This is a genomic window from Paraburkholderia sp. BL21I4N1 (assembly GCF_002973525.1).
Classification (GTDB): domain Bacteria; phylum Pseudomonadota; class Gammaproteobacteria; order Burkholderiales; family Burkholderiaceae; genus Paraburkholderia.
Window position 1 is genome coordinate 50,852 of sequence record NZ_PVEN01000018.1, and the last position, 26,054, is coordinate 76,905.

At 59.5% G+C, this 26,054-nt stretch carries 20 protein-coding genes; 6 read left to right on the plus strand and 14 right to left on the minus strand.

The window, feature by feature from the left end:
• Positions 1–74: 74 nt before the first annotated feature.
• The 4 genes from B0G83_RS31485 to B0G83_RS31500 all read right to left on the minus strand — a co-directional run bounded on the left by B0G83_RS31485 (position 75) and on the right by B0G83_RS31500 (position 3,417).
• Entirely contained in the window at positions 75–776 is a 702-nt protein-coding gene (locus B0G83_RS31485; RefSeq protein WP_105511249.1) for an NAD(P)H-binding protein, read from the minus strand.
• A complete protein-coding gene (locus tag B0G83_RS31490; RefSeq protein WP_105511250.1) occupies positions 773–1,723 on the minus strand; it encodes an SDR family oxidoreductase in 951 nt (316 codons plus the stop codon). Before B0G83_RS31490 ends, B0G83_RS31485 begins: the two co-directional genes overlap by 4 nt.
• 189 nt (positions 1,724–1,912) lie before the next feature.
• Positions 1,913–2,788, minus strand: a complete 876-nt coding sequence (locus tag B0G83_RS31495) for an SDR family NAD(P)-dependent oxidoreductase (protein ID WP_105511251.1) — start codon at positions 2,786–2,788, stop codon at positions 1,913–1,915.
• Between the two features lie 56 nt (positions 2,789–2,844).
• Complete coding sequence (locus B0G83_RS31500; RefSeq protein ID WP_105511252.1) at positions 2,845–3,417, minus strand: TetR/AcrR family transcriptional regulator; 573 nt, start codon at positions 3,415–3,417, stop codon at positions 2,845–2,847.
• Between the two features lie 421 nt (positions 3,418–3,838).
• On the opposite strand from B0G83_RS31500, the gene B0G83_RS31505 reads away from it, so the two are divergent.
• Complete coding sequence (locus B0G83_RS31505) at positions 3,839–5,569, plus strand: methyl-accepting chemotaxis protein (RefSeq protein ID WP_105511253.1); 1,731 nt, start codon at positions 3,839–3,841, stop codon at positions 5,567–5,569.
• A 66-nt stretch (positions 5,570–5,635) separates the two neighbouring features.
• Here B0G83_RS31505 and B0G83_RS31510 read toward each other — a convergent pair whose 3' ends face one another.
• The 3 genes from B0G83_RS31510 to B0G83_RS31520 form a co-directional block, all read right to left on the minus strand.
• The gene (locus tag B0G83_RS31510) at positions 5,636–6,268 is read right to left on the minus strand and encodes an NAD-dependent dehydratase (RefSeq protein ID WP_105511254.1); all 633 of its coding nucleotides are present in this window, start codon (positions 6,266–6,268) and stop codon (positions 5,636–5,638) included.
• A gap of 83 nt (positions 6,269–6,351) precedes the next feature.
• A complete protein-coding gene (locus tag B0G83_RS31515; protein WP_105511255.1) occupies positions 6,352–7,062 on the minus strand; it encodes a YceI family protein in 711 nt (236 codons plus the stop codon).
• Positions 7,017–7,847, minus strand: a complete 831-nt coding sequence (locus B0G83_RS31520) for an SDR family NAD(P)-dependent oxidoreductase (protein ID WP_105511256.1) — start codon at positions 7,845–7,847, stop codon at positions 7,017–7,019. The genes B0G83_RS31515 and B0G83_RS31520 overlap by 46 nt, the downstream gene beginning before the upstream one ends.
• Before the next feature lie 369 nt (positions 7,848–8,216).
• Between B0G83_RS31520 and B0G83_RS31525 the strand changes: the two genes are divergently transcribed.
• Positions 8,217–8,855, plus strand: coding sequence for a TetR/AcrR family transcriptional regulator (locus B0G83_RS31525; protein ID WP_105511257.1), 639 nt, complete (start codon positions 8,217–8,219; stop codon positions 8,853–8,855).
• A gap of 247 nt (positions 8,856–9,102) precedes the next feature.
• On the plus strand, positions 9,103–10,161 hold the full coding sequence (locus B0G83_RS31530) for a tyrosine-type recombinase/integrase (protein WP_105511258.1): 1,059 nt from the start codon (positions 9,103–9,105) through the stop codon (positions 10,159–10,161).
• Positions 10,162–10,298: 137 nt separating this feature from the next.
• Here the strand turns inward: B0G83_RS31530 and B0G83_RS31535 are convergent, their stop codons facing one another.
• The 5 genes from B0G83_RS31535 to B0G83_RS31555 form a co-directional block, all read right to left on the minus strand.
• On the minus strand, positions 10,299–10,553 hold the full coding sequence (locus B0G83_RS31535) for a hypothetical protein (protein ID WP_146120319.1): 255 nt from the start codon (positions 10,551–10,553) through the stop codon (positions 10,299–10,301).
• 741 nt (positions 10,554–11,294) lie between these two features.
• Positions 11,295–13,427, minus strand: a complete 2,133-nt coding sequence (locus B0G83_RS31540) for a UvrD-helicase domain-containing protein (RefSeq protein ID WP_105511260.1) — start codon at positions 13,425–13,427, stop codon at positions 11,295–11,297.
• A 220-nt stretch (positions 13,428–13,647) separates the two neighbouring features.
• Positions 13,648–16,533, minus strand: coding sequence for a site-specific DNA-methyltransferase (locus B0G83_RS31545; protein WP_105511261.1), 2,886 nt, complete (start codon positions 16,531–16,533; stop codon positions 13,648–13,650).
• A 27-nt stretch (positions 16,534–16,560) separates the two neighbouring features.
• Entirely contained in the window at positions 16,561–17,172 is a 612-nt protein-coding gene (locus B0G83_RS31550) for a hypothetical protein (RefSeq protein WP_105511262.1), read from the minus strand.
• Positions 17,169–20,642 carry a BPTD_3080 family restriction endonuclease gene (locus tag B0G83_RS31555; protein WP_105511263.1) on the minus strand — a complete coding sequence of 1,158 codons (3,474 nt, stop codon included), beginning with the start codon at positions 20,640–20,642 and terminating at the stop codon, positions 17,169–17,171. Before B0G83_RS31555 ends, B0G83_RS31550 begins: the two co-directional genes overlap by 4 nt.
• A gap of 717 nt (positions 20,643–21,359) precedes the next feature.
• Here B0G83_RS31555 and B0G83_RS31565 point away from each other — a divergent pair.
• Complete coding sequence (locus tag B0G83_RS31565) at positions 21,360–22,295, plus strand: hypothetical protein (protein ID WP_146120320.1); 936 nt, start codon at positions 21,360–21,362, stop codon at positions 22,293–22,295.
• Positions 22,296–22,568: 273 nt separating this feature from the next.
• Here B0G83_RS31565 and B0G83_RS31570 read toward each other — a convergent pair whose 3' ends face one another.
• On the minus strand, positions 22,569–23,111 hold the full coding sequence (locus B0G83_RS31570) for a hypothetical protein (RefSeq protein ID WP_146120321.1): 543 nt from the start codon (positions 23,109–23,111) through the stop codon (positions 22,569–22,571).
• Entirely contained in the window at positions 23,108–23,827 is a 720-nt protein-coding gene (locus B0G83_RS31575; RefSeq protein WP_146120322.1) for a hypothetical protein, read from the minus strand. Before B0G83_RS31575 ends, B0G83_RS31570 begins: the two co-directional genes overlap by 4 nt.
• Positions 23,828–24,241: 414 nt before the next feature.
• On the opposite strand from B0G83_RS31575, the gene B0G83_RS31580 reads away from it, so the two are divergent.
• Together B0G83_RS31580 and B0G83_RS31585 are read left to right on the plus strand one after the other, a co-directional pair.
• A complete protein-coding gene (locus tag B0G83_RS31580; protein WP_181157143.1) occupies positions 24,242–24,811 on the plus strand; it encodes a DUF4433 domain-containing protein in 570 nt (189 codons plus the stop codon).
• Between the two features lie 13 nt (positions 24,812–24,824).
• Positions 24,825–25,937, plus strand: coding sequence for a macro domain-containing protein (locus B0G83_RS31585; RefSeq protein ID WP_105511268.1), 1,113 nt, complete (start codon positions 24,825–24,827; stop codon positions 25,935–25,937).
• Positions 25,938–26,054 lie beyond the last annotated feature (117 nt).

The following is a 26,054-nucleotide window of genomic DNA, read 5'->3' on the forward strand; positions in this document are numbered from 1 at the left end:
GCGTACCAGACACGGCAATGCGTCAAACGATTGAATAGGCGGCTTTTTTCCGGCTTGAACGAAAACCGCGGCGCTTACCCGGCATGTAGATCGAGGGCGGGGGCGGAAGCCGGACGGCTGAGCGCGCGAATGTCGACGGTCTCGAGCACCGCCTTGGGAGCGCCGTGGCGCACAACCGTCAGCATGGCGAGGCCGATGTCTTCGGTGCTCAGCACGTAGTTCGGCAGCAGCGCGCGCAGCATCGGCAGCATGGGTTTGGCCAGCGTATAGAACAGCCGGTAGGAACGTGTTTTCGAACGGATGCCGTGCAGCGGTTCGATCACGCCCGGGCGGAACAGATAGACGGCTTTGAACGGCAGTTGCCGCAGCGCGTTCTCTGTTCGGCCTTTGACGCGCGCCCACATGCTGCGGCCGCGTTCGGTGCTGTCGGTGCTCGCGCCGGACACGTAGACGAAGGTCATGCGCGGGTTGAGGCGCGCGAGCGTGCGCGCCGCCGCCAGCGTCAGGTCAAAGGTGAGGCGCGTATAGTCCGCCTCCTGCATGCCCGCCGACGACACGCCAAGGCAGAAGAAGCACGCGTCGAAACCGGCGAGCTGCGATTCCAGCGCGCGGTAGTCCATCAGGTCCGGCTGGATCACTTCGATAAGGCGCGGATCGAGCTGGCCGCTGCGCGTGCGGCCGATCGTCTGGACGACCTCGACGTCCGGCGCGCGCAAGCATTCGCGCAAGACGCCCTGTCCGACCATGCCGGTCGCACCGAAAATCAGGACCTTCATGATGCGTGCTCCAGGGTTGCGCGAGGCCAGCGCGCGTTGGTGAGTGCTTCGGAGACCGTCCACAGGCGCGCGGCGATCGCCGTGTCCTGCGCAAGGCGCGAAATCCGTGCGTCTCCCGGCGGTCCTTTCAGTTCGAACGCGCCGGTGGGTCCGTAATAGCCGGCGGGTTCGGCGTCGGGGGACGTCGCGGCGAATAGCGTCGGCAAGGCGCCGTCAGCCGCCGATTGGCTCGCGAGCCGCTCGAACGTCACACGGTTGATCGACTGCAGCCACGTGTCGGCACCCGGGCCGTTGGCGATCAGGTCGGTGCGCGCGTAGCCGGGATGCGCGGCGTTGCTCAGCAACCCCCAGCCGTTCGCGTCGCTGCGGCGTTGCAGTTCGAGCGCGAACATCAGCATCGCCAGCTTCGACTGGGCGTACGCGGGCCACGGCTTGTAGCCGTGCTGCCATTGCAGATCGTCGAAATGAATCGCCGCGCCGATCCGGTGTGCGGCACTGCTCAGATTGACCACGCGCGGCGCGCGTGCTGCGCGCAGCAGCGGCAGCAAGCGTTCGGTCAGCGCGAAGTGGCCGAGGTAGTTGGTGCCGAATTGCAGTTCGAAGCCGTCCGGGGTGGTGTGCCGCTGGGGTGGCATCATCACGCCGGCGTTGTTGATCAACAGATCGAGCGACGCGTGGCCGGACGCGAATTGATCGGCGAACTCACGCACGGACGCGAGGCTCGCCAGATCGAGATGCGTATAACGAATCGACGCGGTGGGATGCCGCGCGCGGATCTCGTCGAGCGCGGCCTGCCCTTTTTGCGCGTTACGTCCGGTCAGCACGACGTCGGCACCCGCGCCGGCCAGCGCCAGCGCCGTTTCGAAACCGAGCCCGCCGGTCGCGCCGGTGATCACCGCGAGGCGGCCGGTCTGACGGGGAATGTTCGCAGTGGTCCAGTTGGGCATGGAGTGTGTCCTTGTTTGCGCGGCGCCGATTCGACGCCGCCTTGCCGATTGCCGCGATAAGCGCTCGGACGCTTAGGCGTGCGTGGTTGCGCCAGGTTAGTCGCTCAGGCTTGTGCGCTTGTGACGTTCATCACGTTCATCACGTTCATCACGTTCATCACGTTCATCACGCTTATCGCCGCTGGACGCTCAGGCTTTCGCCGTTGCGTTGGGGAACACGGGCAGTTGCGCCGGCGCGGAGAAATCCGTCGACAGACTGACGGCGCGCCATGCTTCAGCGTTTGCCGCACGCGCCTTGTCACCTTCTCCGCAATAGTGCAACGCATCGCTGCCCAGCAACAGATGCGCCGGCAAAGCGTCGTGATACGCAAGCTTCAGCACGACTTGCGCCACCTTCGCCGGATCGCTGGCTTCGCGACCGATGTACTGCTTCAGCATCGCGACGACCGCGCCAACCGACGGCTCATAGTCCGGCAGCAACGCAGGCGTCGCGCCGGACGCCTCGTTGCCCCACTCCGTTTTCATGCCACCCGGTTCGAGCGCGGTGACGTGGACGCCGAACGGCGCGAGCTCCTGACTCAGCACTTCGGTGAAACCGCCGACCGCCCACTTCGCCGCCTGATACGCACTCAACCCCGCGATCCCGACGCGTCCACCGACCGACGAAATCTGGATGATGTGCCCGGCGCGCTGCTGCCTCAGCACCGGCAACGCGGCGCGCGTCACGTTGACTACGCCGTGGAAGTTCGTGTCGATCTGCGCGCGGAAATCGTCCTCACTGGTCTGCTCGAACGGCACCAGATGGCCGAAGCCCGCGTTGTTGACCACCACGTCGAGGCGGCCGAATGCATCGACGGCGCTCTGCACCGCGTCATGCGCCGCCGCCGGATCGGTGACGTCCAGCGCGATCGCGCGAACCTGCTCGCCGTAACGCGCCACCAGATCCTGCAGACGGCCCGGATCGCGCGCCGTGGCGACGACCCGCTCGCCCGCTTGCAACGCGGCTTCGACGATCTCGCGCCCGAGGCCGCGAGCACTTCCGGTAACCAGCCAGACTTTCGACATAACGTGCTCCTTGGAGTTAAATGAGCAAGCAATCACTCATTAATACGACAAAAAATTTACCGCTTGGCGATCGCGTTCCAGAACGCGTCGAAGCCGGCCGTGCGATAGCGCGACGCCTGGTCCGGTTCTCGCGCGATGAAATCCATGGTGGTTTCGGCGAGCGCGCTCATGATCGCCGACTGAAACGCCGGCGGATGGTCATGCAACGCGCCGCTTGCCACGCTCGCCTGGATCATGCCGTTGATGTCGGCGAACGACTGCATGCCTGTAGCCCGCGTATGCGCGGTGAGCCGCTCGGAGACGGTCAGTTGGGCCATGGCGCGGCGTTTTTGCGGCTGCGCGACGCCCCAGTCGACGAACTGGTTCCACACATGCTGCACACGCTCCTTCACACTGGCGTGTTGCGGATACGTTGCCATCATCACTTCGCGCAGTTCGGCCTTGATGTCGAGGTACAACGCGTTCAGCAAGTCGTCTTTACTGTCGAAGTACGTGAACAGCGTGCCTTCCGCCACGCCCGCGACCCTGGCAATCCGTGCGGTCGGCGCGCCAAGCCCCTGCTCGGCGATCACCGTGGCGGCGGCGGCAAGGATGGCGTTGCGTTTGTCTTCGCTTTTGGGACGGGCCATGCTGATTCGATCGGACTAAGCACAATAAATGAGTGACCACTCAATCATAGCGATGAAGCCTCACCGGCTCAAGGCATTTTTCTGGAATTCGCTTTTCTCAAACCGGGCATTGCGCGCCGACGCTCGTGTCCTTCGGCAAGAAACCGCGTCGCCATCCTGTCACCGAGCGCTTAAATTTACTCATCTTCTGAGGAAATTACGTCTTCTTCGCTCATCGCGTGCAAGCTTATAGAGACATACCCGATACCCCTTAAGTCCTCGAGCATCCAGTCCGATATCCGGTAAATGGGATACCCATTTTGGGGAAATCAACCGCGCAGGGCCGCTTTTGCAGTTAAGGCGGTCACATAGACGCTCCCATGCCCGGACCTGAGAGTCCATTGCGAACGCTTTCTAACGTTTCGTTTTTGGAGAAACAATCGTGACACTTCAGCATCTGTCTATCAAAGCCAAACTTATTGCCGGTTTCGGCATGCTATCGGTCATCGTCGTCGCGGTTTCCGGCCTGTCGCTCAAGGCGCTGAGCGATTCGACCGATGGCTTTTCCGACTTTGTCCACGGCATCAACGCGCGCGCGGACATGGCCGTACAGGTACGCACCGCGGTCGACCGGCGCGCCATCGCCGCGCGTAATCTGGTGCTCGTCACCCAACCCCAGGACCTCGACATAGAGAAGGCCGACGTGATGCGCGCGCATGAAGACGTGCAGACCGACCTGAAGAAGCTCAACGACATGATCGCGACCGCGTCCGATACCTCGGACAAAGCGCGCAGCCTCGTCGCCGAGATCAATCGCGTGGAGGCCTTGTACGGTCCGGTCGCCACCGACATCGTCAACCTCGCGCTGACCAACAAGCGCGACGACGCCATCGTCAAGATGGACAACCAATGCCGGCCGCTGCTCGCCGCGTTGATTCGCTCCACCGACGCTTACGCCGACTACACACGTAGCCGCCAGGAACAGATGATCAACGATTACGCGGCGCACTACGTGAGCCAGCGCAACCTGTTGATGGTGATGTGCCTGATCGCGGTGGCGCTGGCGATCGGCGCGTGCGTGATGATCACGCGCGCGGTGACCGGCCCCTTGCGTTTTGCGATCGACGTGGCGCGTACCGTGTCGCAAGGCGATCTGCGTACGCGTATCACCGTCGAAGGTCGTGACGAAACCAGCAAATTGCTCGGCGCGCTGCGCGAAATGAACGAACGCTTGACGGCGATCGTGGGGCGCGTGCGCGACAGCAGCGCCAGCATCGCCGGCGCGGCGCGGCAAATCGCGGCGGGCAACATGGATCTGAGCCAGCGCACCGAACAGCAGGCTGCGTCGCTTCAGGAAACCGCGTCCAGCATGGAAGAGCTCACCTCGACGGTGAAGCAGAACGCCGACAACGCGCAGCAAGGCAGCACGTTGGCCGCGAATGCTTCGTCGGTGGCGCACAAGGGCAGCACGGTAGTCGGCCAGGTGGTGAGCACGATGCACGACATCAGCGATAGCTCGACGAAGATCGCGGAGATCACCGGCATTATCGAAGGGATTGCGTTTCAGACCAATATTCTGGCGCTGAACGCGGCGGTCGAAGCGGCGCGTGCCGGTGAACAGGGCCGTGGTTTCGCTGTAGTGGCCAGCGAGGTGAGAAGCCTCGCGCAACGTTCGTCGAGCGCCGCGAAGGAGATCAAGGATCTGATTGCGAACTCGGTGGAGAAGATTCGCGATGGGTCCGCGCTGGCGGGGGAAGCGGGCAAGACGATGACGGAAGTCACGCAGGCGGTCGCACAGGTGACGGACATCATGGCGGAGATCGCGGCGGCTTCGACGGAGCAAAGCCGTGGGATTGAGCAGGTCAATCTGGCGATTACGCAGATGGACAACGTTACGCAACAGAATGCCGCGCTGGTGGAAGAAGCGGCGGCGGCTTCACGGTCGATGGAAGATCAGGGGCAGCAGCTGAATGAAGTGGTGGCGTTTTTTCAGATTGTGAATGGTGAGCGGGGGATGGAGGCGGCCTCGGTTTCGAGGAAGGAGGCGGCTCGGCGTGTGGTGACGGCGAACACGGCTGTTGCGCCGGTGAGTCGGGTTGTGCGGAGCGCTGCGCCGGTTGTCGCGCTGGCTGGCGCGAGCGCGGGTGGCGATGACGGGTGGGATAAGTTCTGATTGAAAGCCGCTGGGTTTTGGAAAGGCGAAAACCGGCTCGTGGCGGCCGGCTTTCGCGTTACGACTTCAGTTCACTTCTTGAGCACGAATCCAACGGGTGCCCGTTTTTGCCACGATAACGGCGTCGAGCAACGCGGCGGCAATGGCATCCGCTGGATTGACACGGAATTGCTTCGGCAGGATCGGCGCTAACAGCCGAACCAGCGTCAGCATCGCGCCTTCCGCCGCCCTCGTTTCATTTCGCTCTCCACCGATGAGGCTCGGTCTGCAGATTGTGAGAGAGCGGAAGCCGATTTTCTCGATCTCTTTCTCCACCTCGCCTTTCGTCCTGTAGTAGAAACTCATGGATTTTGCAGATGCTCCCATGGCGGTCACGATCGCATAGGTCTCCGTGCCGGCCTGATGCGCTGCGTTGCCCAATGCGATAGGGAGTTCGTAGTCGACGTAACGGAACGCGACCTTCGAACCCGCTTTCGCCATGGTCGTTCCCAATGCGCAGATGACTGCGTCCGGCTTGTGAGCAATCAGGATTGGCGCGAGCTCCTCCAGACGCGACCCCAGCGGATTCACCAGTTTGCCGCTCGGCGCCAGCGGTTTCCGTGTTGGCGCAATCACGCCGGAGACGGAGTCGTTGGCGAGCGCAAGCTTCAATATGCCGCCTCCGACCAGTCCGGTCGCGCCGAGCAGTAGCAGTTTCACTTTCAGGCTCTCTTATCCGAGTGTTCGCGCATTCGAATCGACGTGGCGCGGAAACGCTGTTCCGGGCAGGCAAAAAACGGCGCCTACTGTTTGATGCCTTCGAAATTGATCGTCACGTGCACGTCGTCGCCGACATAGGGCACGTAGGCCTTCATGCCAAACTCGGACCGCTTGATCGTGGTCGTGGCGGTGAAGCCGGCTTTGTAGACGTTCGTGCCGGTTGTATCTTGCGCCATTCTGTTGAACGTCGTCTTTAGGACCAACGGCCTGGTGATCCCGAGCAAGGTGAAGTCGCCCCGGATGTCCGCCGTTTTGGCGCTCGTCATGTTGATGTGCGTGCTTTTGAACGTCATCGTCGGAAACTGGGCAACGTTGAAGAACATGGGGCTCTGCAATGCCTTATCGCGCGCCGCAAAGCCGGTATCGACGCTGTCCGCTGCCATGGTCACTTCGACCACGCTATCTTCCGGCTTTGCCGCGTCGAAAAACAGTGTGCCTTTAAGATCGTGAACCGCCCCGGTGATCGTTGAAAAACCGAGATGATCGATCGTAAAGATCGTCTGCGTATGCGCCGGATCCAATGCGTAGGTGTCGGCCGCGAACGCGGAAGTAAGCGGTGCGGCGGCGATCAGGATCGCCGACAAAAGGGCCTTCAGTGTATGGGTCATCGAGTTGTCGCGTTTTACTTGGAATTGGGAAAGGGAATTCGGCGGTTCCTGGGTGTGATCGACTTGATCCAATCGCTGCGTCAGGTGTTTTGCGTGCCTTGCGCGGCGTTCGATACGGCCGCCCATTTGTCCCAGTTGCCCAGCCGCGCCTGATAAACCGCCTTGAACTTGGCGATCGTCGTCGAGCCAAGCACCAGGCGCAGTGGAGGCTCATCGGCGTCCACAGCCTTGAAGATCGCGGCGGACGTAGCCGCCGGATCGCCAAAATCCTCGGGTTTAAATGACGCGCGAATGCCAAGGCGTATGGGGTTGTAAACGTCGATGGCCGGCGGCGATTGCACGGCCGCGCGAAACCCCGTGGTGAAGTGGCCCGGTTCGATGATCGTCACCTTGATGCCGAATGCGGACACTTCGGCGGCCAGTGCTTCCGATATCGCTTCGACAGCGAATTTGGTGGCCGTATAGGTTCCGCCCGTCGGAAACGCGATGACGCCTCCGATGCTCGATACCGTTAAGACGTGCCCGCTGCCCTGCGCCCGCAAAATCGGCAGCGCGGCCTGAATGACCGAGAGCGTCCCAAACACATTCGTGTCGAAGCTCGCTTTGGCCTGCTCGTATTCCAGTTCCTCGATGGCCCCCATGTAACCGTAGCCGGCGTTGCTCACGATGACGTCGAGCCGTCCGAAATGCCGGTGCGCTTGAGCGACCGCTTCGAACACGGCGTCGCGATCTGTTACGTCGAGCGATAGAGGTAGAACGGCGTCGCCATGGGCTGCCACCAACTCGTTGAGCGACGCTGCATTTCGCGCTGTAGCCACTACTCTGTCGCCGCGTTTCAGCGCGGCCTCCGTCCAGACTCGGCCAAACCCGCTCGATGTCCCGGTGATGAACCAAACCTTTGACACTGCCATGTCAGTTCCCCCTCGATAAATTACACTAAGTGCAATTTATAGCACTCAGTGTAGGAATGTCAAGGGCGGCTTTTTTTTCGCTAGGCGCTGCTGCCGGGCAAGCACGACTCGACTAGATAGGCCGGGGCGTTCGAGCAGGATTTTGGAGGTTTCCCTTGCGGATTTTTTCGCTTCGCTCAGGCACGAGCGCGCTGGGGGGCCGCTAATGGCTGCGGCATAATCCGGAGAATGAGCGTTGTCCGACGCCGTATCGGCGCAAACAACTCCCGTTTTTCGACAGGTAGCGCGCCCCTTGACCTCCTCCGGCTCCGGCAAGTTCGCATGCCGCTCGGAAAACATTGAATCTCCGCCGCCGTATAAGTGACAACGATGACCAACATTGAGAACGCCCCGAACAACCTGCGCGAGCGCAAACGTCAGCTGACGCTCGATCTGATCGCCAAAACCGGTCTTAAGCTCTTCGTGGAAAACGGCTATGAGGCGACGACGCTGGATGCGATCGCGGCGGCTTCGGGAATATCGCGGCGCACGTTTTTTTATTATTTGAAGTCGAAAGAAGATGTTTTGCTGGCGCATGAGAGCGGCAATATTCCGCGATTGCTGCGTCCCACTTTTCTTAAACAGTCGCCCACGCAATCGCCGATTGAAGCTGCGCGGAGTACTTTTTTGACCCTCGCCTCGATGTATGAAACCGAGGAGTCAGTGATGGCGGATCGGATTCTGCGATCGATAGAAACACTTCGGCTACGGAAAGAAGCGCTCCATGTTCAATTGGAGGAAGTATTGGCCGATGCGATGTGTGAGTTGTGGCCGGATCCGGCCCGGCGGCCGGCTTTACGTCTTGCCGCCATCATGGCGATGGGTACGCTTAGGTTTGCCAAAGATAACTGGCGACGGGAAGAGGCGGCGCGGCCTTTGGGGGATTACATTGATGAGGCGTTTGAGCTGCTGGGGCGGTCGATGGAGGCGGTGGGGAGTGGAAGGATTGAGGGGACGGGGGGACGATAGAGAGAGGTATAGCGCGATCGTTCGATGATAAAAATACTGCGGGTATGTGGCGATCGAGGTTTGCGGGATTTTTCGCATGTAAGCCTTTGATTTTACTGGTGAGGAGGAGGATCGAACTCCCGACCTTCGCATTGCGAATCAGAAGGCCTACGCCCCTATATAAATGTTCATTGACCTATTTCGCCATTTTTGGGACAATTTTGAGACACACCAGTCCCGAAAACGACATCTAGCGGTCATTTGACCTATGGCGACCTTTACCAAACGCGGTGACCTTCAGTGGCAAGCCAAGGTTCGTAGAAAAGGCTACCCCCAAGAGTCGAAGACCTTCGACACCAAGGCAGATGCTGAGAAGTGGGCGAGATCCATCGAACGCGAGATGGACCGGGGACGCTTCGTTAGCAACGCGGAAGCTGAAAGCACAACCTTCACCGAAGCGTTGGATCGCTACGAGCGCGAGATTGCATCGAACAAACGAGGCGCAACGCAGGAAAAGTCTATCATTCGCCAGCTGCGCGACTCATGGCTCGCAAAGCGGCCCCTCGCAGGAATCCGGCGGGCTGACATTGCGAAGCTGCGCGACGAATGGTGTGTCACTCATAGCCCGGCGACGGTTGTCCGCCGCCTAGCTGTCATCTCTCACCTTTTCACAATTGCGCGAAAGGAGTGGGGGCTGGAAAGCCTCTCCAATCCTGTCGAGCTAGTTCGCAAGCCTCCGGTCAAAAACGAGCGCACCCGCCGCATTGCCAACATCGAACCAGATAACGTGGGAGGCGCCTCGATCGACGAACTCGCATACGTCAAAGCAGCGTCCGCGTCTGCTTTCTTGCCAGCCCTCATCGACATTGCAGTCGAGACCGCGATGCGTAGAGGCGAGTTGATCTCGCTCGGCCCTGCCCAGGTTGATCTTACGAAACGCGTCGCACATCTCGCCAGGACGAAGAATGGGAGTTCGCGCGACGTCCCCCTATCGAGCAAAGCGATTGCCGTCTTTGAAGAGCTCATCAAAGATGGGCGCGAATCGTTTTTCCCGCTCCGTCCCGACGCGGTAACTCGGGCGTTCGAGAGAGCGGTAGCACGGGCCAGGAAAACCTACGAGGAGGATTGTGCGAACAGGTGCGTGGCCGCGAACCCTAATCTCCTAGTCGACCTATGCTTTCACGACTTGCGACACGAGGCAACATCACGCCTTGCCGAAAAATTTCCACTCCATGAGCTGGCGAAGATTACTGGCCACCGCGACACGAAGATGCTTATGCGGTATTACCATCCGAGGGCAGAGGATCTTGCGAAGAAGCTGGATTAGCGCGACCGCTTATCTCGCGCGCTCGCCAAAAAATTTCCAGCCCGACCTGAAACTGCGTGTCTGGCCCATCGTGGCAACACCGGCGGTTGTCGGCAGCAGGCCGACTCCGATCTCGACATCAGTTCGACTTCGACGTATTACGTTTCGCCGTCCGGCGCGCGCGTGCTGAAGTCGATACTAACGATCAACGCGGACCGGCGAAATGGCGCCGTGAATGCGACGAAACACCACGCCAAGTGGTCTGACGCGGCGAGCGTTAGCAACCGTTGAAATTCGCCCTCATTCATATCAATCACTCCCTGTAATTCCGGCTTGACCGATATGAACGCGCCGATGTTCGGCACGGCGGCATTGCCCAAATCCGGCTTGTCCTTCGGAGAAACCTGGATCAAGAACCTGACTACGCCGCCCACTGCTTCAGTGAACTCCCCCTCTAACTGAATCGATGCACGACTCTCTCGCCCCGGAGGATAACCTCGAGGCCGGTCTGCGCGAATTGACAGGCTCGAGTGCCAACTGATGACGCGCCCATAGCGACTCAGTAGCTCGCGCCGGTGGTGTCGTTGCTTTGCCTTCATAACGCCCCTCACGAACTTGACGAAACCGGTAGCTCGAACACGCCGACTAGCGTTTCGGCGCACGCCTCACTAGCCGCTACTTTGTTGAGCTGCTGCATCGCGCGCATGTATATCGGGACTGCGACTCTTTGAGCGTGACACACGAGCGTTGAAAAATCGGCGGAGCTCGTAAAGGTGGTTGGATGCCTGCCATCGTCCACAGGAACGTGAGATCGCCACGGCGCATGCTGGCAGGCGTCGAACGAGCCTCGATGGAGGAAACCGCGGAGTGCCCCGATACGTTGGGAGTCCTAGGGCTATGGCGATGATAGGCCGGGATCCCAGCAATGTTGATGGATGCGCGGTGAGGCGGGATGCTGGATCCGCGCTGACGCAGTGATGCCATTCCTGCGAAGTGGGCCACTGCGCGCCTTGCGGGAGCGTGGTGTCCCCATTAAGGCGTGGGAAAGTTGTCGGCGGAACAGACGTGTCTGCCTCGCCCACGCTGCATTCACCACTGCTTTATGCGTGAGTGTAATAAGCGCAGACGGAGCGCGGAGGAAGGGATCATGAAGCTCATCCGATGTCCTGCATGTCTTGCAGAAACTCCGACCCGAGCTCGACGCCCGTGACCAGCAACTGGTCACGGGCCCGCGTGCACGCCACGTAGAGCAGGTGCCGCTCTGTATTGTAGACCTCTTCCAGGTCAGCTTTGTCAGCCACGGATTCGACACGCTCCTGCAGCGGCAGAACTTCCTCGTCGCAGGCCATTACCGCGACAGCCCGGAATTCCAGCCCCTTCGCCAGGTGCATCGTGCAGATGTTCAGCGCGTCGGGCGCCGCTCCGGGCATCGCGGTGATCGCGGCCAGCCGGCCATCTAGTACCGTATGCCCCAAGGCTGCACGTTTGGCAGCAGCCTGCGCACGCCCTATCTGAGCATCAGAGCGGACGAAGAGGCCGATACCGCGCGCAGGCATGCCTTCTGCGACCCGCGCCCGCAACCAGTCCGCCACGGCGCAGATTTCCTGTTCTTCATCGCCGAAGAGACCGATCACTGGCTCCGGCCCATTGAACACCGACACAGTGCCACGCCGATCCTCGGTGTTGCCGTCCACGTCCGACACTTCTGGCCCCAGCAGGCGATCGGCTTGGACGCGAATCTGATGCGATGTGCGGTAGTTGATGTGCAACGTGCGAGAGCGTCCGCGCACGTCCACGCCCAACGACTTCCAGGAGAAAGGTGGCTGGAAGATCCGTTGTCCCAGATCGCCTGCGAAGAACAAACCGTTGGGCGTGGTGCCCGCCAGCGCCGCGAGAAACCGCAGTTGCGGCACGCTGAGGTCCTGCGCCTCGTCGACCACCACATGGTCAAAGATCGGGGTCTGGCCAACAGCTGAGCGCTGGGATTGCACCGATGCGAGCTGCGTGAACAGCCGGGCCCAAGTTGTCACACGTCGGTTAGCCAGCTTGGCCCGCAGGGCCTCGAACACCTGCCACAGTGCCGCGCGTTGCGCCTCCGACAGCCGGGTCTTGCGACCCAAGCGCTTGATGTCACGGTAGGCCTCCCAATGATCGAGCTGCCAGGCGTCGACCATTTCCTCCCATTCGCTCAGCAGGAAGGAGATGCTGAACTTCAGGTTCCCCAAACTTGGTGCGCATTCGGCCCATGAGGCCTGCATGAGTGCACGTAGTTCTTCATACGAGGCGATATGCACTTGGCCACGCTGCGCTTGGTGCAGCCGCTGGCCGATGGCGTTCAGCGACAGCACTTCCAGCCGTTCGGCCAGTCGAGGCTGATTGCTGATCAAGCGCCGGAGCTTGTCGTGCAGCGCGTACGCCAGTGTGTCGGAGAACGTGGTCAGCAGGACACGGCTATCCGGCTGGCTGCTCGCCAGAAATACAGCCCGGTGCAAGGCGACGATGGTCTTGCCCGTGCCTGCGGAACCCGCAATGCGGGCCGGTCCGGCGTAGTCCCGCTCAACCCATTGACGCTGGGCAGGGTGCAGGAAGATCGTCCACTTGTCCCAGGGAAAGTCGAGGGCGCGCTCCAGCTCTTCCATGTCGTGCATCACCCGGAATCGGCGCTGTGCATCTGGGTGCGCGAAAGGGTCGGCGCCCGGGGGGGCCGCCATTGCAAAAGCGGGCTGACCACCCGTTGCCACGTCAAGCAAGGCCTCCACCGCTTCGGCGGGCAGGTGATCCGCTAAGGACAGCAAGGCATTCTCGTCAGCAGCGCGCACATCGGCCAGCCACTCGGCCGGCACGCCATAGGCCAACAAATCGTCGTCGGAACAGTGCGCGAACAAGGCCGGCTTGACGGACAGAGATGCTGTCGACAACGGTGCCGACGGCACTGATGGGACGATAATGTCCTCCACCCGTTCACGGATCTCCACCCACTGCGCGGCACCGGTTGTCGGGTGCGCCTCCAGTTTGCGGCGTTCGGCCCAGCGATAGGCCTGGTCGTGGTGTGCCACATAGCAGAGCAGAAAGCTCGATGCCGTGCGATGCACGATCAACCGAAGATCGCGATTTATCCGCGCCGACCAGAAATGCTTGTCCTTGGACTGCTCAATCTTGTGTAACTGCATGCCCGGATTCACCGGGTTCATTTGCAGATCGAAAGCTGTGGTCTTGACGAGTTTCTGCTCCTCGCCGGTCAGACGGGCGAGGCTGTCGGTGAAAGTGTCGGCGATGCGGAAGTCCATACGGGTCGTTTTCCTCTTGATCAGACAATGGGCCAGATCTTCACAGCGTCCTTCGGAAAGGCGATCAGATGGATGTCTGCCAGCAGTTCACCCACCTGCTTTTCTTGCCAGAATAGCGACACTGGTATGCCGGAATTACGTATTGCTAGCATTGACCGCCGAGCGCATGCGCGACGGTCCGCGAAGTCCGATTGACGAACATGAATTGATCCACGGCGTTTCATGCCTCGATTCGGAACACCTTCATCACCTCATCCCCCAGGTGATTGATCACCTTCACGGCGATGCGCCCCGACTTCGGCTTCTCGAACGGCCGCGAGGTGTCGCTGTTGAGCGTGGCCCAAGCGTCCTCGTCGATCTCGGCCTTGAGGGTGGTCCTGAGGGATTTGTAGGGGTCGTTAGCGCCCAGGAAGTAGGCATGGCGGACGAAGAAGCTTTCTTCGTTGTAGTCGGTGTCGATGAACCAGCAGGCGATGCCTTCGGCGCCGTCGCTGCGCACCTCGCCGGTGTTGGGGTGGAATACGTCCACGCCGTTGACCTTCACGCACACGTGGCCTTCCGCACCGTCCGGGCCTGCGTCGAGGATGTCGATGTCGGGCTCGCCGAAGATCACGAACAGGTTGCCCTTGCCGGTGTTCTTCAGGTCGTCGGCCATGTGCAGGTCGGCATTCATGCGGGCCTTGAGCACGGGGATGCGGCCGAGCTTGGCGAACTCGCTGGAATGCGCGTCGTAGTTGAAGGCGCAGGCGATTAGCACGTCGAAGCCGGCGTCGCCCGCCTCGCGCGCGGCGGCCACCAGATCGGGGCGCGCCACGGTGCCAAACTCGGGGCCGATGAAGATGGCGGCGCGTCTCTCGGCCTCGCCCTCCGCATAGCGGCCCTCGGCGCAGACCAGATCACCCGGCCAAGGCGTGAGCGAAGTGAAGTTGATCTTGTCCTGCTTGTGCGCCTGCTGCACACCGGCAGTCTTGAGGTTCTCCAGGATGATCTGGACGAAGTTGCGCTCGGCGTTGTACTCCGCCTCGCGCTCTCTGGCCTTGGGGCTGGCCGTGTCGATCAGTTCGTCGTCCGCGCCCACCGCCAGCATGCGGTGGGGCGAAAGGCTTTCCACCGTGAAGGGGCCGGCCACGCGCACCTTCTTCCTATCGTCGTAGGGCTTGTCGTAGAGGTATTCGAACTCGGCCTTAGCGGCAATGGAAGCGTCGATGTCCTTCTGGCGCGCGATGCGCTGTTGCCACCATTGTGTGTGCAGATGCTTGGCTTCTTGCGGCCATTTGTTGCCGACCTCACGCGGGATTTCCCATTCCTCCCAGGCCTTGCCGAGCACCTTGTTGAGCGACGTGCGTAAGGGTTCCAGCGCCTTCTGGTGCTGCTCCCAGATCACGTCGATCTCGACATTGTTGGCGATAGACTTCAGCGTGATGTGTGGCACACGCTCGTAGACGAACCCCTGGCGCACGTCGCCATGCACGGGCGTGGTGGAGGGCGCCTTGCGCGTGACTTCGGCTTCCTTTAACTGGCCTTCACGGCTGTCGGCCAACAGGTAGTAGGAGTAGCGCGCGCCCATGATGCGCGCGCGGGCCAGCGCCAGCGCGACTCGCGAGGTGTCGATGGTAATCCAGCGGCGGCCCCATTGTTCGGCGACGTAGGCGGTGGTGCCGGAGCCGCAGGTGGGGTCGAGGACGAGGTCACCGGGGTCGGTGGCCATTAGGATGCAACGCTCAACAATCTTGGGCGTGGTTTCAACGACGTAACGCTTGTCCGAAGCGCCTCCAATGTCACTCCATACATTTGTAAGTACGTATGCGGGAAAGTCATCAATCCTCCGAAGATACCTAAGGGAGTTCTTCTGGGGGAGCAACCTATTGGCAGCGAGAAGACGATTCATTCCAATTTGGCTCGTCTTCCAGATGCTTTGCATGGTGGGACGAAACAGGCGTCCTTCGCATTGGACGTCGAACCACGAAGCAGCACCCGCGCCTTTCTCACTTCCATGACTCCCTGTAGATTGCAATTGATCTGGCGTGTACAAGGCAGCTCCCGGAGGAAGCTTGCCCTCCCGTTCTTCAGGCGTTGCAGGGCGACGCGATCCATCCTCAAAGATGACTGAGCCATAGTGAGCAGAGCCATCCCCGCCGGCAGACTTCCCTTTGTATAGCTGCCGATATTTGCATGCGGGCTTGTTCTTAGCGAACCAAACCACATGATCTGCTACACCGGGAAGGTAATCACTCGTTGCCGAGGTTGTTTTGGTCAGAGTAAGCAAGGAGATAAAATTCTCATCACCGAACACTTCATCCATCACCGCCCGCACCCGGTGCACATTCTCATCTCCGATCTGGATAAAGATTGACCCCGAATCGGCCAGCAGATCCCGCGCCACCGTCAACCGGTCACGCAGATAGGTCAGGTAGGAATGGATGCCGTCTCGCCAGGTGTCGCGAAAGGCCTTGACCTGTTCCGGCTCGCGTGTGATGTGTGTCGCTTTGCCATCGGTGACATCACGACTGCTCGTGCTCCATTGGAAGTTGCTGTTGAATTTGATGCCATATGGCGGATCGAAGTAGATGCACTGCACCTTGCCGCGCAGGCCTTCGCGCTCGGCCAGCGAGGCCATCACCGACAGGCTGTCGCCCAGGATCATGCGGTTGGCCCAGTGGGCGTCGTGCTGGTAGAACTCGGTGCGCGCGTCATCAGAAGGCAGGCCGTTGAAGTCGGCGAACAGGTCCACCTGCTCTGTGAATTGGCGGGTACCGCGCGCCGCAGCTTCGCGCTGCCGCTCGGTTTCGCGACGCAACTCGTCGATCAGCACCTTGGGGTGCACCTTCTCCTGGATGTAGAGCGGCGGCGCCTGCACGATGAGGCTGGACCAGTCCTGCTCGTCCTTGCCGCGCCAGACAAGCTGCGGGTCCAGGTCACGGTTGCGGCCGGCCTTTTCTTCCCCTAGGCCCTCGCTGCCGGCACGCTCAAAGGTCACGGGCAAGGGACTTTGCTCGTCTTGGGCCATGACCGACTGGTATTCGGCTGTGGGAATGTTCTTGCGCGTGGCACCGTCGTGCTTGAGGGTGTCGACGACGAGGGGAGCTTTGATTTTTTTGGTGGCCATTTCAGATTCTCGTGCTGTGGCAATGGCTCATTCGCCGACAACGTGCATGTTGCAGCCGACATGGCCGATTTCGACCACCGCGCCGCTGGGATGGAGGTGCTTTGAAAGAAAACACCACTTCGATGGAAGATCTGTGGTCACGCCTTGCTGCTGTTCAGGAAGGTCTTGGTCCATTCTTTCGCGCACTTTTTTCATCAAGCCTTCGATATTGGCCTTCTTGACGTAGGCAATCACCAGGCCTCGACATTCGCGGCCCGTGCTGTAGCCAAGGAGCTGTTTCACTCCCTGGAAGTGCCATTCGGGGCCGTCGTAGATCTTGGCTTCCCCCAGCTTCGTCCGCGTGAGGTGGCAGTCCTGAATCTTGATGGTGATGTCCACATGGCCGTTGGAGTGGAGCTGCTGACTGACTTCGATGCAGGGAACTGCCAGGGCGAGGGCCAACGCCGCCGTCAACCCGTCTTCCTTCAGCGGCGCAAAGTTCTTGCTGTTGGTCTCCAGCCCTTGCACCGCACGTCCCAGTTGTGCATCGAAGGCTTTTTCAAACACGGCGTCGTCCGGACTCAACAGGTCCAAGTACTCCGGCGCCTTGCGCAGTATCAGCTCGCTCAGCTCAAATGCTGTGCTCTTGGGCACCGTCATCTTTGTTCCCCCGTTCTGCCGTTAGGGCGCCATGACACGCTAATCGACGACGCCCAGGCGCGCCAGTCGCTATCGCTCATGGCGCCTGCTTGTCGCCATGCACGTAGCCGTTCGACGAGTTGCTCCACGCCCACCGGCACACCGTCCGGAATCCGTTGAAGTCGCATGCTGAACTGGCCAAATCGACTACCGGTGAGCATGGAAAGCACCGAAAAGACATCCAAGTCGTCTCGGTTCAATGCACGTGCGGCCTGGTCGACATCCACGAGGTCGATAGCACCATCGTCTCTTTGCTCAGCCAAGCTCCAAAGTCTTTGTGCCACTGCAGGAATCCAGGGGTTCGCCTTGGCGGCGGGTGCAAGGAGTACTTCCGCGCGATTGGCCGCTTGCGTCCACGCTGTGAACTCACGTCCGGATGACAACTCGATGATCCGAGCAAATGCCTCTTCGACGCGTTCACGAAAGTCGTCCTGCATCTGCCAGACGTCCACGAATTCGGCAAACGCCCAGCGCCCATGGGTGCCCAGCCGGTTCACGCCAGGCACCCAGTGGGTAAGCATGGTTTCCTTCTTGATCTTGGCGTCTTCGCCGCGGTAGCCCTTTATCTCGACCACTAGGTTCAGCAGGTCTTCATCGCCATGGCCGTCATCCACGCGCACGATGAAGTCGGGGCGATAGCGATGGGGTTGGCCGTCTTTGCGGTACGGCACCTCCAGCCCAAGGTTGTGGTTTTTCACGTAGGCGTGCACGCGCGGGTGGGCCTCGGCCACGCGGCAGAACTCGGCCTCCCAGTCGCTGTCGAGGATGACCCAGTTGATGTGGCAGCGTGACCCGCGCGACTGGCCTTCAAGGGCTGCACCGCTAGTGTCCCAGCGCTCGGTCTTCGATGTGTTGAAGCTGACGTGGCGGGTGCTGCCGACCGGGTTGTACGGGTCCAGGACGGCCTGGATAGGCCGCTGACCGAGGAAGGCCCGGGAGATGCCGGCATTGATGCGCTCGCACGCATCATCGGCCAGGGTCTTATATTTGAGCTGTGCGGGGTAGGTGCCGCCCTTGCAGTCCAGGTAGCCTTCCAGCCACTGGCGGGCGATGCGCTTGAGTTGGCCGAACAGGTGCAGCTGCGGCTGACCGTCGGCATCGCGGAAGCGCGTCAGCAGCAGGTGGGACGTCAGCTCATACACCACCTGCGAGGGGCGCACATCGCCCGTATGAACTAGGTTCAAATCCACCTGCTCGCCGATGATGCCGGACTGCCGCGTCTCGGTGGCCCCCACCAGTGCGGGCGTGAGTTCCATGCGCGAGTCGTCAGTGAACTCGGCGCGCAACTGCACTTCGGGCAGTTCCACGCGGTACCCCTGAACGCGCGGAAAGCGGATCTCCAACGCCTCGCGCTCGCGCAGCGCCTTGACCTGGATGGTCTCGCGCGGTTTTTGCGGTGGAGCAACGACGGGCTCGGCGTTGAAGTCGAAGGGAATGCCCAGTACGTCGGCGTATTCGACATTGAACAGACCCTCGCCATTGAGTTCGTAGGACTGGCGGCGCAGGGCGCGGCCGATGACCTGTTCACACAGCAACTGGGTGCCGAAGGCGCGCACGCCCAAGACGTGGGTGACGGTGTTAGTGTCCCAGCCCTCAGTGAGCATGGAGACAGAGACCACGCAGCGGATTGAGTCGCCCAGCCGGCCCGGCTTGCCAACGGTGTTCATCACCTCGCGGAGCAGATCTTGGTCTGTGATCTTCTGGCCGGCCTGGGCGTCACCGGTGCGCTCGACGATCTCGCGGCGGAATCGATCGATCTCGTCGGCCGCCATGCCGCGGAAGCTATCGTCCAGCGCTTCGCCAGATTCCAACTGCTCGCTGTCAATCAACAACGTACACGGTCGGCCCAGCGCATTGCCGTAGTCGTCCTGATTGCGAAACAGCGGCAGGCGACCGGGTTCATGCGTGCCGTCTGCACGCGTAAAGCCCGAGATGTAGTCGTATACGAGCTTCGAGGTGGCAGTGTTGTTGCACACCACGATGAAGCAGGGTGGCACCGCAATCTTGGCTTCCTGCCAGAGAGCGAAGGTCTTTTCGTAGTGACCATACAGGGCTTCCAGCGCGGTCTGCAACTGCGTGGGCAGCTCTAGGGGGTTCAAGCCCTCGGCTTTGCCGCGCCCTTTTTTCGGCATCCTGGCGCGGATGTGTTCCCACAGGTTGCGGAACATCGGCATCTCAGCGCCAGGAATGTTGTCGGCCACAGGCACACGCGGCAGTTTGACGATGCCGCATTCAATGGCATCCATCAGCGAGAAGTCGCTCATGGTCCAGGGGAACAGTGTGCCTTCGGCGTAGCCTGAGCCGCGCAGGAAGAACGGCGTGGCTGAGAGATCGAATACGCGGGAGACGCCCAGCTTGCGCTGCACGGCTTCGAGACCGGAGATCCAGAGTCGGGCGGCAGCATTGTTCTCTTCGGCTTCCTTCCTCTCCTCCCCCTTCAGATCTTCATCTTCCGACGCATCGGGCTTCTCCCGGTAGCAATGGTGGGCTTCGTCGTTGATGACCAGCACGTCCTTCAAGCCCATCAGATCGGGCATCACCCGCTGGAGCATCTGGCCCTCGGTTTCCAGCGTGTCGAGATCTTCGCCGCCACGGCCCTGCAGCAGCGCCCGACCACCCTTGGACAGTTCCAGGCGTTCGCGCCGTTTGAAAGCGTGGTAATTCGTGATGACGATCTTGGCGCGCTCCAAGTCGGCCAGCATGTCGCCGGGCACCAGTTCACGGCTGGCATAGTAGCTGTCGGGATCGTTGGGTTGCAACACCCGCAGGCGGTCACGGATGGTCAGACCGGGGGCGACGACCAGAAAGCCGCGGGTAAAGCGGCGGCTGGTGGGCCTACGAACGGCATTGATGGTTTGCCACGCGATCAGCATGGCCATCACGGTGGTCTTGCCAGCCCCGGTGGCCAGCTTTAGCGCCAGACGCGCGAGGCTAGGGTTGGCGTCTTGATTGGCGCGCTCCAGGTGATCGATGAAGGTCTTGCCCGTCTTGCCGAGTTGAGGTGCCACCTCGGTCAGCCAGATGGCTGTTTCCACAGCTTCGACCTGGCAGAAGAAGGGGCGTACGCCACTGAATTCGTGGTGGCGCCAATGCTGGAGGAGCCGCGCGGTTTCGGGCGTGACGCGCCAATCGGCCGGATTGGGCAGGGCACGCCACTTGTCCACCTCTTGTCGCACGGCATTGATGACAGCTTGGTGATCGTATTGCTGTGCTTGGGTCGAAAGGCCCTTACCCTCGTCGAAAAGGAGCGCATCCTGCTTAGCTACGCCGATGCGCTTCCTGGGCCGCGGGATCGGGGTGATGAATTCAGCACTACGGCGGCTGGCAACGATCTGCTGCGTCGGTTGCCCATTCTTGTCCAGCTCCCAGTGCCGCGACGGACAGGCGTACGGAGAGTTGAGGATGGGTTTTTCGAAGAATACGTTGGTCATTGTTGAAAGCCTGTGCCGTAGTCCATTTCATTACCAGTTCATACCAGACGCCTCGACCAATGCCGTGCCGACGAAGCTGCCCTTGCCCGACGAGCGATCGGAAATTCTGCTTGAGCGTGTTGCGGTTGCCTCCCGTGAGCCGGATCGCATCCCCCTCGTGACGCGCCCACTCTCATGCCCACGCTCTCGTTGGATGCAACGGCATGCGAGGGCGCGGACCGTATTCTATATGTCCGGATGCCTTGGTAGTTCGGACGTTCGTTCTCGTTGAACGAGTGGCTGCAAACAGGTCCCACAAGAGTCAATCGCGTTGGCTTGCCGCGACCGCAGCGCTGTCCGAGAGCCGCGCTGCGCACAGAGGCCGCTCATCATGGATCTTCCCCGATCATTCGCCGGAGGACTGTAGGTCAGACGCGACTTACGAGGGCCATTTGCCACGGGGAACGGCCAATTGTCCGATTCCCGAGCCACCTTCAGATTTTTCAATCTTTGTCGATAAACCTATTGACTGCGGGAAAATTGCCTCGTGAGTGCGACAACTATTTTTTGCATATGCTGGAAAGAGCCCAACACCGTTGCTTATCTATCCGCCGTCGGCAGTCGACACGCTTTACCTGCGTCCCGCTAGGTGGCTGAGCGATTGGGTAAGCTAAGAGTCGTCTCTCGCCTCACCACTGGCTTCCTGATTAGATTTTAGGAGGTTAAAAAAACTAATTCATGTCTACAATTGATCTTATTAGCGTTTTATCTACCATTTTCACGATATTGTCCTCCGCGAGTGCTGCTTTCGTCTGCACGGCCATGGCCACAAAAAAATGGCGAGAAGGAGTTTTGAAGGAACTAAACGCACATTCATTCGGTGCGGCGACATTCGACCAAATGGCCAAAGCGTGGGCCACGATTTTTGAGCGATATTTTGGAGCGCGCTTTTTATCTGCAAGGCAACTGGTTACGGTGCCCGCCTACACGCTGGTCGTTTCCTGCGTCTATGTGGGAGCATGGCTAATTTACAATATACACGGCGACGTAGTGGCGCTCACCAAACCATTTTCGCCAATAATGCGTCAGGCGTTACATGACTTCTTTCACGAGGCAATTTTTGTAGCGCTTGTTGTCGATTTTTGCTCGATTTCATTAACAAGAATTGCAATTCGCGCAGGACGAACAAAAGGATTCCTTTCGTTTAGATTCATATTATTTTTTATTCTTGCTGTGGGCGCAGCGTTCTTTATTTTCACATTGGGGCTATTTTTTTTACGCGTTGCAGACATGGTTCGGCTTTACATGGATCTTGCGCCACAAGATCCCATACCGGTTATGCCGTACAGGCCGCTTGACGGCTTCGAAGTACTGCTGAATTTGTTCAACACGCCCTCGATGATTCACTCTACATCGCGGGGCGTGTTCTCGACGTACTTCATACCAGAGCCGGTTTTGTTCTACACTGCCGTTACAGGCCAGTTGTCCCTCCTATTCATCGTCGCGTCGAATATCCTGGCCAGATTTGCGGCAGTAGCTCGACAGACGTCCGTCAAAATGCTTCAGACGGCAGGCACACCCGCCGGCGCAGCCGCAGGCGTCTTTGCATCCATGCTCCTATGGATGCTTACCATCGTGCTTGTATTTGGTATCGTGGCTTTCCACCGCTCCTAAGTTGACGCGGTAGGAGTCGCCTGTCGCACGGGGACGCAGGACGCAATGGCCTCATAGGTGATGCTCCTTGAGGCTAAGCGTTCGTTGGTACAATTCCTGCCGCACCGACCTCTGGTAAGTGGGCGAACGGCACCACTATTCGTTTGCACAACATACGCGCATCGCACTCCTCGCCTCTTCAAGATGCCTTACAGCCGCCGGCTGTATTGGTACGGGCATGGATTGATTCCCACCGGCCAACATCCGAGCTAGTGCGACGGTCGCGCGGCAGGCCTAGTTAGACGCTTTGGCACTCTCGGCGACGACTAAATTGAGTCTCGCCTGTTTCGCACTTGCTGGTAACTCCAATTCCGACACGGTTGTTGCGCTGATCCCGACACGCAGCGCATTTTTTCGCACACCGTCATCAGACGAAATAACAAGTGTCACTCCTTGCGCCTTTCCGATCGCGATAATTTGGCGATCAATTTTAATTTTTTGCCATGGCTCGACAACTTCATCCTTCTTATTGCCGCCGCCTAACGCCGCGCGGTCCAATAAAGCACATTCGAAAGCCGCCGCGCGATCGAACGGGGCGACAAAGATATACGTTTTCCGCTCTAACTTGTTGAACGACTCTATCGCTGCGGTATCAGCTCCGACAAGATATTCGGCCACGGCAGGCATTGGGATTACGATGCGAGCTTTCGATTTCTCCGCGTTGGAGAGGAAGTTGTCGATGCGCGCCTTGTCGTCGTCGCTAACCTTGTCGCTCGCGAGCATTACCAAAAAATTGGCGTCAACGAGCACACACTTAGGAAAGGGAGCCTTGCTCAATGCAGGCCCCGCAGAGATTCCCATTCTCCGAGCGGGTCGTCGAGCAATCGCCAGCCGTTGTCTGGAGTGGACGCAAAGTTATGGAAGACATCCCGCAATGCCGTGTCGTCGAGCACGTCGAATGCTTCCACAGTGCATTTGTTAGGCTCCGGAGTCCAACCCGAGTCAGTACGCTGCCAAGTTCCCCGGATGTGCAAACGGACGAATCCATTTCGGAACTGTATAAGCAGCTCGCGGGCGAGTTCTTCATCTCGAATGATCAACTTTAGGTCCCGATCAAAGTGGTCGCGCAGATGAACATGCATAGTGTCGTCAGCACCGACTATCCCGGTAACCATCCCATCGACAGTGCCCCGCTGGTAGAGCCGATCAGCCCGGTCCGATTCCTCAGCTCGTCCCTCGAACAAATAGACAACGTTATTGGAAGAGTCCAGTAACTGTGCTCGCTGTATCGAATCGTGGCCGAGCATGTCTTCGATGCTCCGCAGCAGCCGCGCAGGTTTGCTCGCAAGCTGCGTTTTCGCCTCAACGAGCCGTGCTCTGGCATAAGGTAGCCGATCAGGCGGGATTGCAGCCTTCAGCCCCGTACTTGCCTTCTTAATGCCCGCAAACACCGGATGATTATCGGTGCCAAGCAGCTCGGCAAACTGGCGAATGTACTCGCCCAACCGCTCCATTGGGATTCGGTCGGGGTTCCGCTGCAAGATTCGCAGCATGTACGTCCACTCTGTGGTCCATTTCGCCCGCTTCATGACCCTATGATACCCGAGCTGTCGCCAGCACACACCGCTTGAAGTATAAATGGGGCGCAATCACGATAACGGTCGAGCAGCGCAGCACCTGCACCAGCTGCGGAAGCTTCCAGCTTACGAGCTCCACGAGATTTGGCGTCATCCTCGATGCCAATCTCTCCGGCTACCGACATATTTGCTAGAACAGCCTCGACCGCTCGGACAACAGTCCAGGATCACCTGCAAGTGCGGGTAAAATGCGTCGTTCAACGCTGTTAGCAGTGACTTAAAGCAGTTCGCGGGTTGCCGGGCGCGAGCTAGTCACGGTGGAATCGAGACCCAAAGGCCTGTATCTCGCCCGAAATCACTAACTCCAACAGGGGCAGCATGGACCCACGCGTGACGGAATTTCACTGCATCATGCCAATCGAGAACCTGCCCTCGGTGCAAAGGTTTGGAATCGTGTCGCACGAGAACGCTTCGAACCTTCCGCACCGATCCGTCGCCTTGCAGCCAGTCCAAGACAAGCGCGACGTCAAGCAAGTACCGCAAGGCCTCAAGCTCCATCAATACGCGAACTTGTACTTCCATGCGCGCAACCCCATGATGTTCTTGCGCCGATTTGAAGCCGGTCTTTGCGTGCTTCGTATTTCACTTGACGTACTGGCAGTTCCCGGAACGGTCCTTGCTGACCAAAATGCCGCCAGTAATTATGTCCGTTTTTTATCTCCAGTCCAGATTGACCAATTGAACTTCGATCGCATCTATGCATTAGACTGGACGGATGACAATCTGATTTCCTACTACCAGAAAAAGGCCGCACGATGCGCGGAGGTGCTGGTGCCCCACCACGTCAACCGTATTCTCATCACAGGAGCCTATGTACGCGATGAGGCAGCAGCATTGCTTGCCCGACAAACCGCGCCGTGGCTGGAGGTAACCGTTGAACCGCACCTGTTTTTTGCCTGAGGAGCGACGCGAAATGTTTAAAGCGCTTATAGGCGACATGTTTACCAGCGACGCACAAGTTTTGGTGAATACCGTCAATTGCGTCGGCGTTATGGGAAAAGGCGTGGCCCAAGAGTTCAAACGTCGTTTTCCTGCAATGTTCGAAGACTACAAAGCACGCTGCGACCGGCATCAAGTACGTATTGGGGAGCCTTACCTTTACCGCGATCTCTCCGGACTGCTGGTATTGAATTTTCCGACTAAAGACCATTGGCGCTCTCCATCTCGCCTTGCGGACATCGAGCAAGGTTTGGACTACCTAACTCAGCATCTTGAGGAATGGGGCATTCGCAGTATGGCGATGCCACCACTTGGATGCGGCAACGGTGGATTGGAATGGTCGGAAGTAGGTCCTCTGATTTATCGCAAGCTGAGTGCGCTACCGGTCGATGTTGAACTTTATGCACCTTATGGAACGCCAAAATCCGAGGTTGGGACGGATTTTCTCCAAGCACCGACCCAACTATCTTTGGAAGGCAAGGGCCGAAAAGCTGACGCCTTTCGGCCCGAATGGGCGGTTCTGATGGAAATTCTGCGCGAACTTCAGCTACAACCGTATGCGAACCCAGTCGGACGGACGATCTTCCAGAAGATATGCTACGTGGCAACAGAGATGGGTATACCAACCGGTTTCGCTTTTGAAAAGGGAAGCTATGGGCCCTTCTCGAACGACGTAGGCCGGGCACTGCACGTTTTTGCGAACAAGAACTGGCTCAAGGAAGAACGTCTAGGCCGTATGATTGCGATGCGCGTTACTCCCCAGTTCGAGCGTGAGAGCCGCAGCTATTCGGAATACATAAGCGCCAATCAGAAAAAAATTCGGAAGGCGGTGGACCTGTTCAGCCGAATCAAGTCGACTGAACAGGCCGAAGAGGTTCTGACGGTTCTGTTCGCTAGCCGGCAGATGAAGCAGTCTCGCCCAAATGCTGAACTCGATGAGCAGCAATTGTTCGACTTTGTTTTGGGTTGGAAAAAGTCTTGGCAAACGGAAGAAAAAAAGGAGGCCGTCGCAAGCGCGATCCGCAACTTGGTTATCCTTGGCTGGATGAAAGTAACTCCCAGCGAATCATTTATGGTGACAGCGTAGGTCGAACCAACGACGATGCCGGCGCAACGCTCTCATGATGCGGCCGGCTCTTCTGCCGGCTGCATCGCCAAAACTGAATTTGTGCAGCGCTCCGCAAAGACGCTGGGTGGCGCCGGC

Coding starts and splice junctions, on each gene's coding strand:
- B0G83_RS31515 (WP_105511255.1), bottom strand. CDS start 7,062: ATGGGCGGCCGTATCGAACGCCGCGCAAGGCACGCAAAACACCTGACG.
- B0G83_RS31490 (WP_105511250.1), bottom strand. CDS start 1,723: ATGCCCAACTGGACCACTGCGAACATTCCCCGTCAGACCGGCCGCCTC.
- B0G83_RS31520 (WP_105511256.1), bottom strand. CDS start 7,847: ATGGCAGTGTCAAAGGTTTGGTTCATCACCGGGACATCGAGCGGGTTT.
- B0G83_RS31555 (WP_105511263.1), bottom strand. CDS start 20,642: ATGACCAACGTATTCTTCGAAAAACCCATCCTCAACTCTCCGTACGCC.
- B0G83_RS31525 (WP_105511257.1), top strand. CDS start 8,217: ATGACCAACATTGAGAACGCCCCGAACAACCTGCGCGAGCGCAAACGT.
- B0G83_RS31565 (WP_146120320.1), top strand. CDS start 21,360: ATGTCTACAATTGATCTTATTAGCGTTTTATCTACCATTTTCACGATA.
- B0G83_RS31530 (WP_105511258.1), top strand. CDS start 9,103: ATGGCGACCTTTACCAAACGCGGTGACCTTCAGTGGCAAGCCAAGGTT.
- B0G83_RS31550 (WP_105511262.1), bottom strand. CDS start 17,172: ATGACGGTGCCCAAGAGCACAGCATTTGAGCTGAGCGAGCTGATACTG.
- B0G83_RS31575 (WP_146120322.1), bottom strand. CDS start 23,827: ATGCTGCGAATCTTGCAGCGGAACCCCGACCGAATCCCAATGGAGCGG.
- B0G83_RS31500 (WP_105511252.1), bottom strand. CDS start 3,417: ATGGCCCGTCCCAAAAGCGAAGACAAACGCAACGCCATCCTTGCCGCC.
- B0G83_RS31485 (WP_105511249.1), bottom strand. CDS start 776: ATGAAGGTCCTGATTTTCGGTGCGACCGGCATGGTCGGACAGGGCGTC.
- B0G83_RS31540 (WP_105511260.1), bottom strand. CDS start 13,427: ATGGACTTCCGCATCGCCGACACTTTCACCGACAGCCTCGCCCGTCTG.
- B0G83_RS31545 (WP_105511261.1), bottom strand. CDS start 16,533: ATGGCCACCAAAAAAATCAAAGCTCCCCTCGTCGTCGACACCCTCAAG.
- B0G83_RS31585 (WP_105511268.1), top strand. CDS start 24,825: ATGTTTAAAGCGCTTATAGGCGACATGTTTACCAGCGACGCACAAGTT.
- B0G83_RS31495 (WP_105511251.1), bottom strand. CDS start 2,788: ATGTCGAAAGTCTGGCTGGTTACCGGAAGTGCTCGCGGCCTCGGGCGC.